Source organism: Luteibacter sp. 1214 (genome assembly GCF_031455395.1).
Lineage (GTDB): Bacteria > Pseudomonadota > Gammaproteobacteria > Xanthomonadales > Rhodanobacteraceae > Luteibacter > Luteibacter mycovicinus.
Window position 1 is genome coordinate 140,764 of record NZ_JAVDSQ010000003.1, and the last position, 13,014, is coordinate 153,777.

The 13,014-nt window shown below is 65.6% G+C and carries 14 protein-coding genes; 7 read left to right on the forward strand and 7 right to left on the reverse strand.

Translation table 11 applies throughout. The features are described 5' to 3' along the window. Nucleotides 1-237 precede the first annotated feature (237 nt). The gene (gene recQ / locus J2X57_RS09015; RefSeq protein WP_036115609.1) at nucleotides 238-2,052 is read right to left on the reverse strand and encodes a DNA helicase RecQ; all 1,815 of its coding nucleotides are present in this window, start codon (nucleotides 2,050-2,052) and stop codon (nucleotides 238-240) included. 148 nt (nucleotides 2,053-2,200) lie between these two features. Between recQ and J2X57_RS09020 the strand changes: the two genes are divergently transcribed. Further along, on the forward strand, nucleotides 2,201-2,491 hold the full coding sequence (locus J2X57_RS09020; RefSeq protein WP_309866044.1) for a hypothetical protein: 291 nt from the start codon (nucleotides 2,201-2,203) through the stop codon (nucleotides 2,489-2,491). A gap of 6 nt (nucleotides 2,492-2,497) precedes the next feature. Here J2X57_RS09020 and J2X57_RS09025 read toward each other — a convergent pair whose 3' ends face one another. Then, a complete protein-coding gene (locus J2X57_RS09025; protein ID WP_156108794.1) occupies nucleotides 2,498-2,860 on the reverse strand; it encodes an MGMT family protein in 363 nt (120 codons plus the stop codon). A 74-nt stretch (nucleotides 2,861-2,934) separates the two neighbouring features. Here J2X57_RS09025 and J2X57_RS09030 point away from each other — a divergent pair, with 74 nt between their 5' ends. After that, a complete protein-coding gene (locus tag J2X57_RS09030) occupies nucleotides 2,935-3,339 on the forward strand; it encodes a hypothetical protein (protein WP_036118298.1) in 405 nt (134 codons plus the stop codon). 36 nt (nucleotides 3,340-3,375) lie between these two features. On the opposite strand, the gene J2X57_RS09035 is transcribed toward J2X57_RS09030, so the two are convergent. Both J2X57_RS09035 and J2X57_RS09040 read right to left on the reverse strand, forming a co-directional pair. Next, entirely contained in the window at nucleotides 3,376-4,500 is a 1,125-nt protein-coding gene (locus J2X57_RS09035; protein ID WP_309866050.1) for an anion permease, read from the reverse strand. Between the two features lie 13 nt (nucleotides 4,501-4,513). Further along, on the reverse strand, nucleotides 4,514-5,143 hold the full coding sequence (locus J2X57_RS09040) for a hypothetical protein (protein ID WP_036115617.1): 630 nt from the start codon (nucleotides 5,141-5,143) through the stop codon (nucleotides 4,514-4,516). A 138-nt stretch (nucleotides 5,144-5,281) separates the two neighbouring features. Between J2X57_RS09040 and J2X57_RS09045 the strand changes: the two genes are divergently transcribed. Next, complete coding sequence (locus J2X57_RS09045) at nucleotides 5,282-6,607, forward strand: hemolysin family protein (RefSeq protein WP_309866056.1); 1,326 nt, start codon at nucleotides 5,282-5,284, stop codon at nucleotides 6,605-6,607. Beyond that, complete coding sequence (locus J2X57_RS09050) at nucleotides 6,604-7,212, forward strand: exopolysaccharide biosynthesis protein (RefSeq protein WP_309866059.1); 609 nt, start codon at nucleotides 6,604-6,606, stop codon at nucleotides 7,210-7,212. Before J2X57_RS09045 ends, J2X57_RS09050 begins: the two co-directional genes overlap by 4 nt. Here the strand turns inward: J2X57_RS09050 and J2X57_RS09055 are convergent. After that, entirely contained in the window at nucleotides 7,209-7,979 is a 771-nt protein-coding gene (locus J2X57_RS09055) for an RNA methyltransferase (protein WP_090354024.1), read from the reverse strand. The genes J2X57_RS09050 and J2X57_RS09055 overlap by 4 nt on opposite strands. 135 nt (nucleotides 7,980-8,114) lie before the next feature. Here J2X57_RS09055 and J2X57_RS09060 point away from each other — a divergent pair, with 135 nt between their 5' ends. From J2X57_RS09060 to J2X57_RS09070, 3 genes are all read left to right on the forward strand, one after another. Continuing rightward, the gene (locus J2X57_RS09060; protein ID WP_043692544.1) at nucleotides 8,115-8,918 is read left to right on the forward strand and encodes an inositol monophosphatase family protein; all 804 of its coding nucleotides are present in this window, start codon (nucleotides 8,115-8,117) and stop codon (nucleotides 8,916-8,918) included. 148 nt (nucleotides 8,919-9,066) lie between these two features. After that, nucleotides 9,067-10,107, forward strand: a complete 1,041-nt coding sequence (locus J2X57_RS09065) for a metallophosphoesterase (protein ID WP_309866066.1) — start codon at nucleotides 9,067-9,069, stop codon at nucleotides 10,105-10,107. A 24-nt stretch (nucleotides 10,108-10,131) separates the two neighbouring features. Further along, complete coding sequence (locus J2X57_RS09070; protein ID WP_309866070.1) at nucleotides 10,132-11,157, forward strand: metallophosphoesterase; 1,026 nt, start codon at nucleotides 10,132-10,134, stop codon at nucleotides 11,155-11,157. Here J2X57_RS09070 and hda read toward each other — a convergent pair. Together hda and J2X57_RS09080 are read right to left on the reverse strand one after the other, a co-directional pair. After that, nucleotides 11,154-11,849, reverse strand: a complete 696-nt coding sequence (hda, locus tag J2X57_RS09075) for a DnaA regulatory inactivator Hda (RefSeq protein ID WP_043692538.1) — start codon at nucleotides 11,847-11,849, stop codon at nucleotides 11,154-11,156. The two genes, J2X57_RS09070 and hda, sit on opposite strands and share 4 nt — an antisense overlap. After that, entirely contained in the window at nucleotides 11,846-13,012 is a 1,167-nt protein-coding gene (locus tag J2X57_RS09080) for an AI-2E family transporter (RefSeq protein ID WP_309866074.1), read from the reverse strand. Before J2X57_RS09080 ends, hda begins: the two co-directional genes overlap by 4 nt. Between the last annotated feature and the right edge of the window lie 2 nt (nucleotides 13,013-13,014).

The window sequence follows — 13,014 nt, forward strand, 5'->3', positions numbered from 1 at the left end:
ATGCACCCTCGTCTCGTCACGTCGATCAGACGAACGTATCGATGTCGGGCAATCCGCATAGAGTTGGGGATCGCGCGGCGTGCACGCAAGCGTTTCCAGCCATTTTTTTCAATCGCGGCGAGGACTTGAGGATAATCTCAATCGCACCCGCGCAGGTAGGAGCGCGCCTTGCGCGCGATGGGTGGTGCCGCGTCATCGCGTTGTTGGCTTTTCGCGCGCGGGGCACGCTCCTACGGGTCAGCCGGGGCCATTCAACACCGCCAGAAAATCCTTCCCGTAACGCTTCAGCTTGTTCTCGCCGACACCACTGATCGACCCCAGTTCGTCCTCGTTCTCCGGCAGCGCCCGCAACATCGCCAGCAAAGTCGCATCATGGAAAATGACGTATGCCGGCACCCCATGCGCCTTTGCCAGTTCCGCGCGGACGCGACGCAGTTCGTTCCACAACGGCATCTCGATCTCTTCGATGCCCAGGGAGCCGCCGGCGACGGCAGGCGACGGACGCGAGTTGCGCTTGCCTTTCGACGGCCGCGCGTCCTCGCGCAGCCACACCTTGCGCTCGCTTTTCAGGACCGGTCCGCTTTCCTTCGACAAACGCAGCGTACCGAAGCCTTCGGGATCCGCTTCGACCAGGCCCGCAGCCAGCAGCTGGCGGAACACCGAGCGCCACTGCGTTGCATCCATGTCCGCGCCGATACCGAACACGCTCAGCTTGTCGTGACCGAGATCGCGTACCCGCTCACCCGCCTCGCCGCGCAGGATCTCGATCAGATGGCCGGCGCCATAACGCTGACCGCTGCGATAGATGCATGACATCGCCTTCTGCGCCGCGGTCGTGGCATCCCAGGTCCTGGGCGGCACCAGGCAGTTGTCGCAGTTGCCACAGGGCTCGGGATACACCTCGGCGAACGCCTCCAGCAGAAGCTGGCGACGGCAGCGTGTGGCCTCGGCATAACCGAGCAGCGAGTCGAGCTTGAGGCGCTCCACACGCTTGCGGTCGTCGCCCGAGTCCGACTGGGAAATCATCTGACTCATGGTCACGACATCGCCCAGGCCGTAAATCATCCAGGCTTCCGCCGGCAGGCCGTCACGACCGGCACGGCCGGTCTCCTGGTAGTAGCCTTCCATGCTGCGCGGCAGATCGAGGTGGGCGACGAAGCGGACGTCCGGCTTGTCGATGCCCATGCCGAACGCGACGGTGGCGACCATGACGATGCCGTCTTCGCGCAGGAAGCGCTGCTGGTGGCGCTGGCGTACTTCGCCATCCAGACCGGCGTGATACGGAAGCGCGTCCACGCCCGCTTCGGCCAGCCAGGCGGCGGTCTCATCGACCTTGCGGCGGCTGAGGCAATAGATGACACCGGCTTCGCCCCGATGGGCGTCGAGAAAATCGAGCAACTGGCGCCGTGCGTTCTGCCGTGGTGCCACGCGATAGCGGATGTTCGGCCGGTCGAAACTGGAAACGAAACGGCGCGCCTGGTGCAGGCCGAGGCGCTCGACGATTTCTTCGCGGGTGCGCTCGTCGGCCGTCGCGGTGAGCGCGATGCGCGGTACTTCCGGAAAGCGCTCGTGCAGGATCGCGAGTTCGCGGTATTCGGGACGAAAATCGTGTCCCCACTGCGAGACGCAATGGGCCTCGTCGATAGCGAACAAGGCAATGGGAATGCGATCCAGCAGGCCGAGGAAGCGGCCCGTGAGCAGCCGCTCGGGCGCGACGTACAGCATGTCGAGTTCGCCGGCGAGCAGGAGCTCCTCGATCTCGCGCTGAGTGGCGGCGTCGAGACTGGAATTCAGGTAGCGCGCCTTGACGCCGGCTTCGGTCAGCGCATCGACCTGGTCCTGCATCAGCGCGATCAGTGGTGAAACCACGATGCCTGTGCCATACCGCATCAGCGCCGGAATCTGGAAGCACAGCGACTTGCCGCCGCCGGTGGGCATCAGGACGAGGGCGTCGGCGCCGCCGGCGACCTCCTCGACGATGGCCTGCTGCTGGCCGCGGAACTCGGGGTAACCGAAAACGGAGTGAAGGAGATCTAAGGCCTGGGACTGCATCCGCACATGCTAACAAACGGACGTGCCGGATCGGCCTTTACCTGCGCCTCAAGCCTCGGTAGGCCCACGCCGTTAAAGGAAGAAGGTGATGTCCCCGGGTAGCGGACGGGCACCTAATGAAGCCACATCGCCTGAGGGGGAGCACCACATGAACACTGCCATAGCCCTTTCCGCCGCCGTCGCGGTCAGCCTGTTCGCCAGCGCCCTCCCGGCCTGGGCGCAGCAAGGCGGTATCCGCTTCGAAGGCCGCGTTGTCGAACGGACATGCGGGATGCGCGCGGAACGCCCCGACTGTCCACCGGACCGCGCCGCCACCGCAACCGTCCGTGTTTTGCGTGAGATGTCCGCACTGACGTCCGTGCACGCCGACCTTCTGGACTACGCGATGCAACGCCGACCCGGGGAAACCTGGGAACTGGTCGAGGTCAGCTACCGCTGATCGCGCTCAGCCGCCCCAGATCGCACGGTCGAGGTCGTGGTCCAGACCGAACGCGCTCATGGGGACGCGGCCGTCCTTCACGGTGACGCCCTCGGCCTTGAGCAGCCGACACTGCTCGCGATAACCCCGCGTTCCCACGGGTATCCCGATGCGGCCGTCCGCGCGAAGCACGCGGTGCCAGGGTAGCTTCATCCGGTCGGGCGCATCGCCGAGCACCCGGCCGATCAGTCTGGCGCGTCCGGGATACCCGGCGCGAGCCGCGATCGCGCCATAACTGGCGACCCTCCCACGCGGAATGGCGGCGACCGTTTCGATGATCCGCGTCGCCCGGAGGGCGCGGGCCTCGTCGTCGTCGAGTTCATCGGCCATGGTCGTTTCGTGCATGTTCGGAAGAGGCGTTGAGCGTACCATCGGTGGTCCCCGGACAGATTCACAAGGCGACCATGCGGCACTTCGAAGCGATTCGCTCCCATGTCGGCGGCATCCACAAGCTCCGCCACAATGAGCCATACCTGATCAGCTTCGACCTGGAGCTGCCCGATGGCAGGCATCAGGGCATCTATCTGGCCGAACTGGAAGACGCCGAGGGCCAGCGCTTTCTGCGGCTTTCCACGCCGATCGGACCGCTCTCGGGCGTCGATGCGCGACGCTGCCTTCGCTTCAACTGGGAGCAGCGCACGGGCTACCTGGCGGAGGCGGATCTCGACGGATCGCCCTACCTGCATCTCTGCGAGAACCGTCCCTACGACTACCTGGACGAGCGCGAGCTGGCACGGATCGTCGAGGAACTGGGCGCCACCGGCGACCAGCTCGAGCAGGTGGTGAACGGCGAGGCGGACGCCCTGTAAGAGGGCGCCCTGCGGGCGATCAGTCCGGCACGCGCATCAGAAAAACAAGCGGCCGAGCTTCACCAGGGCGTACCCCAGCGCCGCCGTGATCGGCAACGTCAGGATCCAGGCCCATACCATCCGCTCGACCACCGACCAGCGGATCGCATTGAACCGCTTGGCCGCGCCCACGCCCATGATCGAGGCGGACACGTTGTGCGTCGTGGAGACCGGCACGCCCAGCATCGACGCCGTGAGAATGACCGCCGCCGAACTGCCTTCGGCGGCGAAACCATTGATCGGGTGCAGCTTGACCATCTTGTGGCCCAGCGTCTTGATGATGCGCCAGCCACCGCCGGCGGTGCCGCCGGCCATCGTCAGCGCGCAGACCACCTTCACCCAGACCGGGATCGGAAAGCCGCCGGGCGCCGCCGGATCGTGCGGAATACGCAGGAAGTGCAACAGCGCCGGCAGATGATCGAACTGCCCCGCCGCCGTGGCACCGGCCAGGGCCAGGGCAATGATGCCCATGCTCTTCTGGGCGTCGTTCATGCCATGAGACAGACCCATGGCGCTGGCCGAGAGAATCTGCGCCTTACCGAAGAAGCTGTTCACGAACGGGGTGCGACCAAAACGATGCAGCGGTCCCTTCTGTCGTGAAAAGAATCCTAGCAACGCGTAGAGGGCGCCCATCAGCAGGAAACCAATGATGAAGCCCAGGAAAGGCGACACGATCATCGGCACGATGACCTTCGGCACCACGCCCTTGCCCAGCCACCAGTGCTCGCCACCCTGCCACCAGATGATCGAATGAAGGTTGCCGTCGGACGCGGCCAGCGCGGCGCCGCACAGTCCGCCGACCAGCGCGTGACTCGAACTGGACGGCAGGCCGAGCCACCAGGTGATGAGGTTCCAGATGGTCGCTCCGAGCAGCGCGCTGATCAGCAGGTGCGAACCGACGTCGACCACGCCGGTGTCCACCAGGCCCGAGGCGATCGTCGCCGCCACGGCGGTGCCCCACAGGGCGCCTGCGAGGTTGGTGACGGCCGCCAGCAGCACGGCCTGGCCGGGCGTCAGCACCTTGGTCGCCACCACGGTGGCGATGGAGTTCGCCGTGTCGTGGAAGCCGTTGATATAGGTGAACGCGAGGGCGATCAGGACGACCGCGATAACCATGCTCATGGGGCGGCCGCCGTCAGGAGTTCTTGAGCACGATGGAGTAGACGACGTTGCCGACGTCGCGGCACTTGTCCACCGCTTTCTCCACCAGCTCGAACAGGTCCTTGGCGAGAATCGCCTTGAGCGGATCAGAGCCTTCGGCGTACAGCGTGCGGTAGGGATCCAGCAGCAGGCGGTCGGCCTCGGATTCCAGCGCCTGGAGCTGGTCGCGAAGCTTCTTCACCGGGTCGATCTTCAGGCCATGACGCAGTTGTCCGATCATCTGGACGACCACCTCGGCCGAGCGCTCGAGCAGGGCGGCGCGCTGAGCGAAGTCGATGCCATGAAGGCGTTCGGCGACGATGACATAGCGTTCGGCGAACTTCTCGATGGTCTTGGGAATCTTGTACAGCGCTGAATTGAGCGCCTCGATGTCTTCCCGGTCCAGCGCGGTGACGAAGGTGTTGACCAGTTCCTCGCCGATCTGCCCGTGGAGGGCCTTCTCGCGGGCGCGCGCAGTGCTGAAAGCGGCCATGACCGGCGTGCGGTCGGTCTTGGTGACCAGTTCGTGCATGGCGCGGGCGCTTTCGCGCGCCGCCTCTGCACTGGCTTCGAGCAGACCGTAGAACTTGTCGCCCTTACCGAAGATCGTCTGGAGAGAAAACATGGCGTCGCCTGGGGGAACTGGGGGTTTGTGACGCTAATGTTACCGGAGGGCGGGATCGTGTGCTCCTCCTCCCCGGCTACACCGCTCAGATGGCTTCTACCGGTGCCCTGCACAGGCTGGTCTGCTATATAAGCCTCGATGCCCACCGAACTTCTGCTCGTCCTCGTCCTCTCCCTGGCCAATGCGTTCTTCGCCTTGTCGGAGATGTCGGTTGTCGCTTCGCGTAAAAGCCGGCTCAAGGCCATGGCCCGGGAAAGCCGCCGCGCCCGGGTGGCGCTGCAACTGGCTGAATCGCCGGAGCGCTTCCTGTCGACGGTGCAGGTCGGCATGACCCTGATCATCCTCGTCACAGGCGCGATCGCGGGCGATCAGCTGGGCGAGCACTTCACCGCCCTCCTGCACGGCGGTGGCCCGGGCTGGCTGGAGCCTTACGCTCGCGCGGCCGGCTGGCTGCTCGGCTTCATCTATATGTCGCTGGTCCAGATCGTCATCGGCGAACTGGTGCCCAAGCGCGCGGCGCTGACAGCCCCCGAGCGCATTGCCTGCCAGATCGCGGTCCCCATGCTGGTGATCTCGCGGATCACATTGCCGATGGTCTGGCTGCTCAACCACCTGTCGAGCGGCATCCTGCACGTGCTGCGACTGAACCGGGCCGGCGGCCATTCGGCGGCGACAGAAGAGGAAATCCGCCTGCTGGTCGCCGAAAGCGCCGAGCAAGGGATCCTCGACAGCGACGAACGCAACATGGTCAACCGCGTTCTGCGCCTGGGCGACCGCACGGTGGGCTCGGTCATGACCCCGCGCATGAAGATCGCCTGGCTCGACATCGCGGCGCCCCGGGAGGAGAACCTCGAGGTCCTGCGCGAGTCGCAGTTCTCGCGCTACCCGGTCTACCGGAACGACGAAACCGAAGTCGTCGGCACGGTCGAAGTGAAGACGCTGATCGGCTCGTTCGAGCGCGGCGACTTCGACCTGTTCGCCCATATCGCCCGGCCGCTCTTCGTCCCGGGCACCGCCCGCGCACTGGACCTGCTCGAAGCCTTCCGCGATGCGGACACGGAGCTGGCGCTGGCCGTGGACGAGTACGGCGACATCGAAGGCATGGTGACCCTCAACGATCTGCTGACGGCCGTGGTTGGTGCCACCGCGCCCGCCGCGGACGACACCGAGCACGAGGGCCCGATCGTTCGCCGTGACGACGGCAGCTGGCTGATCGACGGCGGTCTGCCCGCCGACGACCTGCGCGACCTGCTGCAGATCGACCGGCTGCCCAACGAGGAAGAGCACGATTTCCGCACCGTGGCGGGCATGATCACCACCCAGTTCGGGCGCATCCCGCACGCCGGCGAGTCATTCACCTGGCAGGGCAACCGCTTCGAAGTCGTCGACATGGACGGGGCGAGGATCGACAAGGTGCTGGTCAGCACGGCAAGCAGCGAAGAGTCCGTCGTCGACGCGCCATGACCGCTGACGAGCCCCGCGAGGAAAAGACCGCCGCCCTGCTTCGCACGGCGCTGCTGTCGACGCCGGGGGAACGGGTCACGGTAGACCAGGTGCTGGAGCCACTGAAACGGCGCGCGTTCGGTTTTCTGCTCCTGTTGCTCGCCATTCCCAACTTCATCCCGGTACCGCTGGGGATCGGGGGTGTGATGGGCGTACTGGTGCTGGCGCTCGGCCTGGAAATGCTCATCGGCCTGGAGCAGCCGTGGGTCCCGGGTTTTCTGCGTCGCCGGACAATGTCACGGGATGGACTCCTCCGGTTCCTCGACCGTATCGAGCCGGTGACACGCCGCCTGGAAAAGCTCTGCAAGCCACGGGCGCAGCGCCTCACACGACGCCCCTTCACGTTCGTCTCGGGCGCGATCATGCTGCTGATCGGCCTGTTGCTCGCGCTGCCGATCCCGTTCACCAACTACGTGTTCGGCGCCATGCTGATCGCCTTCGCGTTCGCGCTTGTCGAAAGGGACGGCGTCCTGCTGGTCGCCGTCTGGGCAACCACAGCGATCATCGTCATCGCTTCGGCCACGTTCAGCCGGGCGCTGCTCGGTTTCTTCCGCGACCTGTTTTAGCCGTCGCGCTTGTGCGCGATACCGGCCATGCGCTGCGCATCGGCCAGAATCCCGTGAAGAATGCGCAGTTCCCGCAATTCAGGACGGGCGCGCAGGAACAGCTTGCGCAGTTTCAGCATGATCGTGGTCGGGGAACGCCCCTTGTGGAACTCGATATCGTCGAGCATCTCGCCCAGGTGCGTGAAGAACCGCTCGAGCTGCTCGGCGTCGGCGGGGATCTCGTCCGGATCAGGTTCGGCCTGCGCCACGACCGGCTGTTCGTCGGCCAGCAGGGCCGTACGCAGTTCATAAGCGACCACCTGCACCGCCTGCGACAGATTCAGCGAACTGAAGTCGTCGACACTGGGAATGCGGACCATCGCGTGGCAGCGGGCGAGCTCGTCATTCTCCAGTCCCGTGCGCTCGTTGCCGAAAACCAGGGCCACCTGCTCGCCGCGGCGGGCGGCGGCGATCGCCTGGGCGGCGCCTTCGCGAGGATCCAGTTCCGGAAGATTGACCCCGCGGCGCCGAGCCGACAGGCCCAGCGAAAAGGTGGCGCCGGCCAGGCCGGCCACCAGATCGTCATGGATCGCGGCCTGGCCGAGCACGTCGTCGGCACCCGCGGCCAGGGCCGTGGCTTCCGGATCGGGGAACCGGTGGGGGGCGACCAGGGTCAGGCGGTCGAAACCCATGGTGCGCATGGCGCGCGCGGCCGAGCCGATATTGCCCGAGTGCGAGGTGCGGACAAGGACGAAACGGAGGCGGTCGTGGAGCTCGGAGAGGGCCATGGGCGACGGGCGTGCTGGATGGAGGACCGGAAAGTCTACAACGGCAACGACTTGGGCATAGGGCGAGCCGGTGTTAAACTCACCGACCGACGCGGCCCGACCGCGATCTCCCGTTCTTTTGACAAGTCGATCCCCATGCCAAGACCCGCCGTCAACGTCGCGGCGCGCGCCGCGCGCTCCGCAGGAAACATCATCCTGCGCTACATGAATCGCATCGAGGGCCTCGCGGTCGTCGAAAAGCAACGGATGGACTTCGCGTCCGAGGTCGACCGCCTCGCCGAAGCCGAGATCGTGAAGGAACTTCGCCGCGCCTACCCCACCCACGCCATTCTCGGCGAGGAGTCGGGGCAGATCGGCAAGGGACCGCTTGTCTGGGTCATCGATCCGCTCGACGGCACCCACAATTACCTGCGTGGCATCCCCCACTTCTGCGTGTCCATCGCGCTGGTGGAAAAGGGCGAGCCGGTCTATGGCGTGGTCTTCGATCCGCTGCGCGACGAGCTGTTCACCGCGAGCAAGGGCGACGGCGCCTACCTCAACGACCGCCGCATCCGCGTCGGCAAGCGTGAAGGCCTCGCCGGCTCGCTGCTCGCCACGGGTTATCCCTACCGCGCGCGCAACCACCTCGACGCCCAGCTGGCCATGACCGGCGAGCTCCTCAAGGAAGCCGAAGACATCCGCCGGATGGGTTCGGCCGCACTGGATCTGGCCTACGTCGCCGCGGGCCGCCTGGACGGTTTCTTCGAGCCGTCGCTCAACGTGTGGGACATCGCCGCGGGTGCTCTGCTGGTGCGCGAGGCCGGTGGCGTCTATGGCGACTTCGGCGGCAAGGAAGGCCTGCCGGAGAGCGGCAACATCATCGCTGGCAACCACAAGGTGGCTGCCGCCATGACCGACGTAATTAAGGCCAACGCCACGGCGCGCCTGCTCGGGGTTTAAAGCCCCGCGCAGCGGAATCCTACAAGCGGCGAGGCCTTTCCCTCGCCGCTGCTTCACCAAGCCTGACAGACGCTCAGGCTCCACCGTCTTACCTTGTCGTCGCGAACGGGACGTTCGCAGCCGCCCACGACGCACAAGGAAACGTACCGTGCAAACCATACTCCCTGGCCGCATCGCGGCTGCGCTCGCCATAGCCACGGTCTCGGCGATTTTCGCCTCCAGCGCGACCGCCGCCGTACATACGATGATCGTCACTTCCGACCCGCAGTATCCCTGGACGGACGCGACCGACGCCGGCAGACCCCAGCCCGACGATGTGCGCAATGCACGATCCCGCGCATTGATCGAAGAGCAATACCGCAGCATCGCCGCTTATCGCGCCGCTCGTCCGGGGGAGGACATCCCCGTCTTCATCAATGGCGATCTCACCGCCTACGGGCATGGCTGGCAGCGCGACGTCATGGAGGAGCTCTACCGCATCCTCGGCGACAACGTTCATCTCGGCCTGGGCAACCACGATTACCAGAACAACATCCGCCAGCCGAACGGCAGCGGCTGCGCCAACAACGGCTGCGCGCGTGACAGCATCTGGGGACTGGTCAGCCATGTGGCCGCGAAGCCCGGCAAAGTCTCGTTCGACTTTTCGATCGACGCCAGAGGCCTTGGTAACCGCTACAAGGGCAGCCTCGCCTACGCCGCACAAACGCCAGGCATGGACCGCGTACTGCAGGTCCAGCTCAATAATTACCCTCGCTATGCGGTGTCATTCGACACGACCGAGGGCATCCTGCCCGCCCGCTTCGACATCGATCCGTCCGTGCCGTGGTTGCGCACCTTGCTCGACCGCCATCTAGCCATCCCCACCTACGGCACACCTGCCGACCGTGCCTACGATTTCGCTCTGGTGCATATGCACGATGCCAGCGACTACGACGACGAGTTCGAGCAGACGATCGCCTCGGGGCATGTTGCCGCCGTGTTCGCCGGCCATTACCACGGCACGCTGGGACGCTTCAGGACGATGGCCGGTGTACCGGTATTCCTGAGCGGCTCAGCCAGCCAGCGAAGCTATCTGATCGTGGAGCACGACACCGAGTCGCGGCATCTGCGCGTCTACGCCGTACGAGACAACGACCCCTCACGGAAAACACTTGTCGACACCGTACCGGCCGGTACCGCCGGTCGCTGACCTCACTTTAAGGAAGAAACACTCATGCGCAACCTTCTCACGCGTGTGCCATTACAGGCAGCCGCGCTATGCCTGGCCTTCGCCAGCAGTGGCGCTTACGCGGAAACACCACGGATCATGGTGATCACCTCGGATCCACAGTACCCCTGGACACCGGCCACCGATGACGGCGAACACTCCGACCTCGCCGACAAGACACTCGCCGAGGCGCTCATACGCGAACAGTACGAAAGCATCGCGGCTTTCCGGCGCAACTATCCAGGGCAGCACATTCCGGTGATCGTCAACGGTGACCTGACGTCCCAGGCCGCCCCAAGTGAGCAGGAGAAGATCCATGACCTGCTCGGTCTGCTGGGCGACGAAGTCTACTATGGGCTCGGCAACCACGATTACCAGAACAACCTCACCAACTTCGTGTGCTCGGCCCTGACACACTGTGCGATCGACGCCCTCGACAATCTCGCGCAGCACGTTCGTCGCCACCGGCAGAACGGACGCGTGACCGACTTCGATCACGCGGCGTTCGCGGGCGGCCTGTTCACTGGCCTACGCAAGGAAGGGAGCTGGTCGTACGCGTTCACGCCGGACGGCTGGGAGCAGGTGCTCAACCTGCAACTCAACAATTCGCCGGGCTATGCCGCAACGATCAACTGGGGTGCTGGCCCGGCAGGCTATCGCTACGAGGTGACACCGAGCACGCCATGGCTTACTCGACACCTCCCCAGATGGAGCACGCCGGGTGCTTACGACTTTCTGCTGGTGCACGTGCACAAGCCCGACGAGTTCTCGACCGGGTTTCGCGCGCCCACGCCCTTACAGGCGATGCTGGCGACCCATCGTGTCGCAGCGGTGTTTGCGGGCCATTACCACGGGCGCATGGGCTATTACAGCGGTGGCTTTGGCGCGCCGCCCGTGTTTCTCAGCGGATCGGCATCGCAGCGTACCTATCTCATCGTAGAGCACTGGCCGGAGTCGAAGAAGCTGAAGGTGTACGGCGTTCGCGAAAACGATCCGGCGAGACGCGAGTTGATCCGCGAGATCGACGTCTAGTCGTTCTTCAGCAGGTTACGCAGGAACGGCACGGTCACGCGTCGCTGTGCGGCGAGTGACGCGCGATCCAGGGTATCGAGCAGATCGAGCAAGGTACCCAGGTCGCGCGCGTGATGCGCGAACAACCAGTCCAGGACGACGTCGTCCAGCTCGATGCCGCGAGCCCCCGCCTGCTCGCGCAGCACAACCCGGCGCTCCATGTCGCCCAGTGGCTTCAGCAGAGCCTGGGTCAGCGAGCCCAGTCGCGAACGAAGATCCGGCAGCGCGATGTCGAGCGACACGGGCGCACCCGATGCCGAAAACAACAGCGTCGCGCCCTCCGCGCGGTAACGGTTGAACGTATCGAACAGCGCGTGCTCCGCGTCCGCCTCGCCAGCGACCGAATCGATGTCGTCGATGGCCAGCACGTCGCTGCCGGCCATGCCGCGAATGGCATCCGCACGCGATCCGCGCAGGCCCGCCAGCGGCAGGTACTGCGCCGTACGCCCGACATCGATCGCCGCCTGACAGGCGGCGATCAGCAGATGCGTGCGGCCACTGCCCAGCGGACCGGCCATGAACACCCACGGCGCCGCCGCATCCACGGCCGCGGCGCGCACGGCGTCGACCGCCGCGGCGTTCTCGCCGGCATGGAAGTGCTCGAAACGCTGGCGCCTGGGCCAGCGCAGCGCGAGGGGAAGCTGAGTACTCATGGACCGGGATCGCGAGGCAGAATCGGGTTATCCGGGCGCGGCTTGACCTTCACGTCGACCGCCACATCGACATCGAGCTTCTGTGCCATCGGGGTCTGCGCGGCCGGCTCCTTGTAGAGGTCGCTCTCGCGGTAACGGGCGAAGACATAGCGGAGCAACACGACGACGACGGACGCGGCCGGCAGCGCGAGCAGCACACCGAGGAAGCCGAACAGGTGACCGCCCGCCAGCACGGCGAAGATCACCGCGACCGGATGCAGGCCGATCTTGCCACCGACCAGACGCGGCACCAGGACGTAGCCCTCGAGCAACTGTCCGATGGTGAAGACGACGCCGACCAGGATCACGTGCGTCCAGTCCCCGTACTGGACCAGAGCCGCGATCAGGGCCGCGACGAAACCGATCATGAAACCCAGGTACGGCACGAAGCTGAGCAGGCCGGCGACCATGCCGATCAGGGGACCGATCGAGATGCCGACCACGGTCAGGCCCAGGCCGTAGAAAACGCCAAGCGCCAGCATGACCAGCAACTGGCCGCGGACGAACGCGCCGAGCACCTGATCCGACTCGCGCGCCAGGCGAACGACCGTCGGCTCGATGGAGCGCGGCAGCAGGCGCTGAATGTGCGCGATCATCGTGTCCCAGTCGCGCAGCAGGTAGAACGCCACGACCGGAATCAGCACGACATTGGTCAGCCAGGTGACGATGCCCATGCCCGACTGCGTGATCTTGGTCATCGCCTTGGCGGCGATGCTGCCGACCGACCCGATGTGCTCGCGTACCGTCGCCAGGAGGCGATCGGTGTCGAAGACGTTGGCGTCCAGGTGCAGGCGCACCTGGATCCACGGCAGCGCGGTGGTGCGCACCCAGTCCACGTAGCGCGGCAGGTTCTCGGACAGATTCTCGAACTGGTGCTCGATCAGCGGCACCAGCAGGAGCAGGACGCCGACGAACACCAGCGAGATGACGGTGAAGACGATGCTGACCGCCCACGAACGCCCCATGCCGAGGCGCTGGAGGCGATCGGCGAGCGGATCGCCCAGATAAGCCAGCATCGCGGCGATGGCGAACGGCATGAGCACCGGCGCCAGCAGCCAGATCACGAAGATGATGACCGCCGAGATCGCCAGCATCTGCCAGCGGCGGGAAGTGTCGTGGGTCATCG

Coding starts and splice junctions, on each gene's coding strand:
- recQ (WP_036115609.1), bottom strand. CDS start 2,052: ATGCAGTCCCAGGCCTTAGATCTCCTTCACTCCGTTTTCGGTTACCCC.
- J2X57_RS09020 (WP_309866044.1), top strand. CDS start 2,201: ATGAACACTGCCATAGCCCTTTCCGCCGCCGTCGCGGTCAGCCTGTTC.
- J2X57_RS09025 (WP_156108794.1), bottom strand. CDS start 2,860: ATGGCCGATGAACTCGACGACGACGAGGCCCGCGCCCTCCGGGCGACG.
- J2X57_RS09030 (WP_036118298.1), top strand. CDS start 2,935: ATGCGGCACTTCGAAGCGATTCGCTCCCATGTCGGCGGCATCCACAAG.
- J2X57_RS09035 (WP_309866050.1), bottom strand. CDS start 4,500: ATGAGCATGGTTATCGCGGTCGTCCTGATCGCCCTCGCGTTCACCTAT.
- J2X57_RS09040 (WP_036115617.1), bottom strand. CDS start 5,143: ATGTTTTCTCTCCAGACGATCTTCGGTAAGGGCGACAAGTTCTACGGT.
- J2X57_RS09045 (WP_309866056.1), top strand. CDS start 5,282: ATGCCCACCGAACTTCTGCTCGTCCTCGTCCTCTCCCTGGCCAATGCG.
- J2X57_RS09050 (WP_309866059.1), top strand. CDS start 6,604: ATGACCGCTGACGAGCCCCGCGAGGAAAAGACCGCCGCCCTGCTTCGC.
- J2X57_RS09055 (WP_090354024.1), bottom strand. CDS start 7,979: ATGGCCCTCTCCGAGCTCCACGACCGCCTCCGTTTCGTCCTTGTCCGC.
- J2X57_RS09060 (WP_043692544.1), top strand. CDS start 8,115: ATGCCAAGACCCGCCGTCAACGTCGCGGCGCGCGCCGCGCGCTCCGCA.
- J2X57_RS09070 (WP_309866070.1), top strand. CDS start 10,132: ATGCGCAACCTTCTCACGCGTGTGCCATTACAGGCAGCCGCGCTATGC.
- hda (WP_043692538.1), bottom strand. CDS start 11,849: ATGAGTACTCAGCTTCCCCTCGCGCTGCGCTGGCCCAGGCGCCAGCGT.
- J2X57_RS09080 (WP_309866074.1), bottom strand. CDS start 13,012: ATGACCCACGACACTTCCCGCCGCTGGCAGATGCTGGCGATCTCGGCG.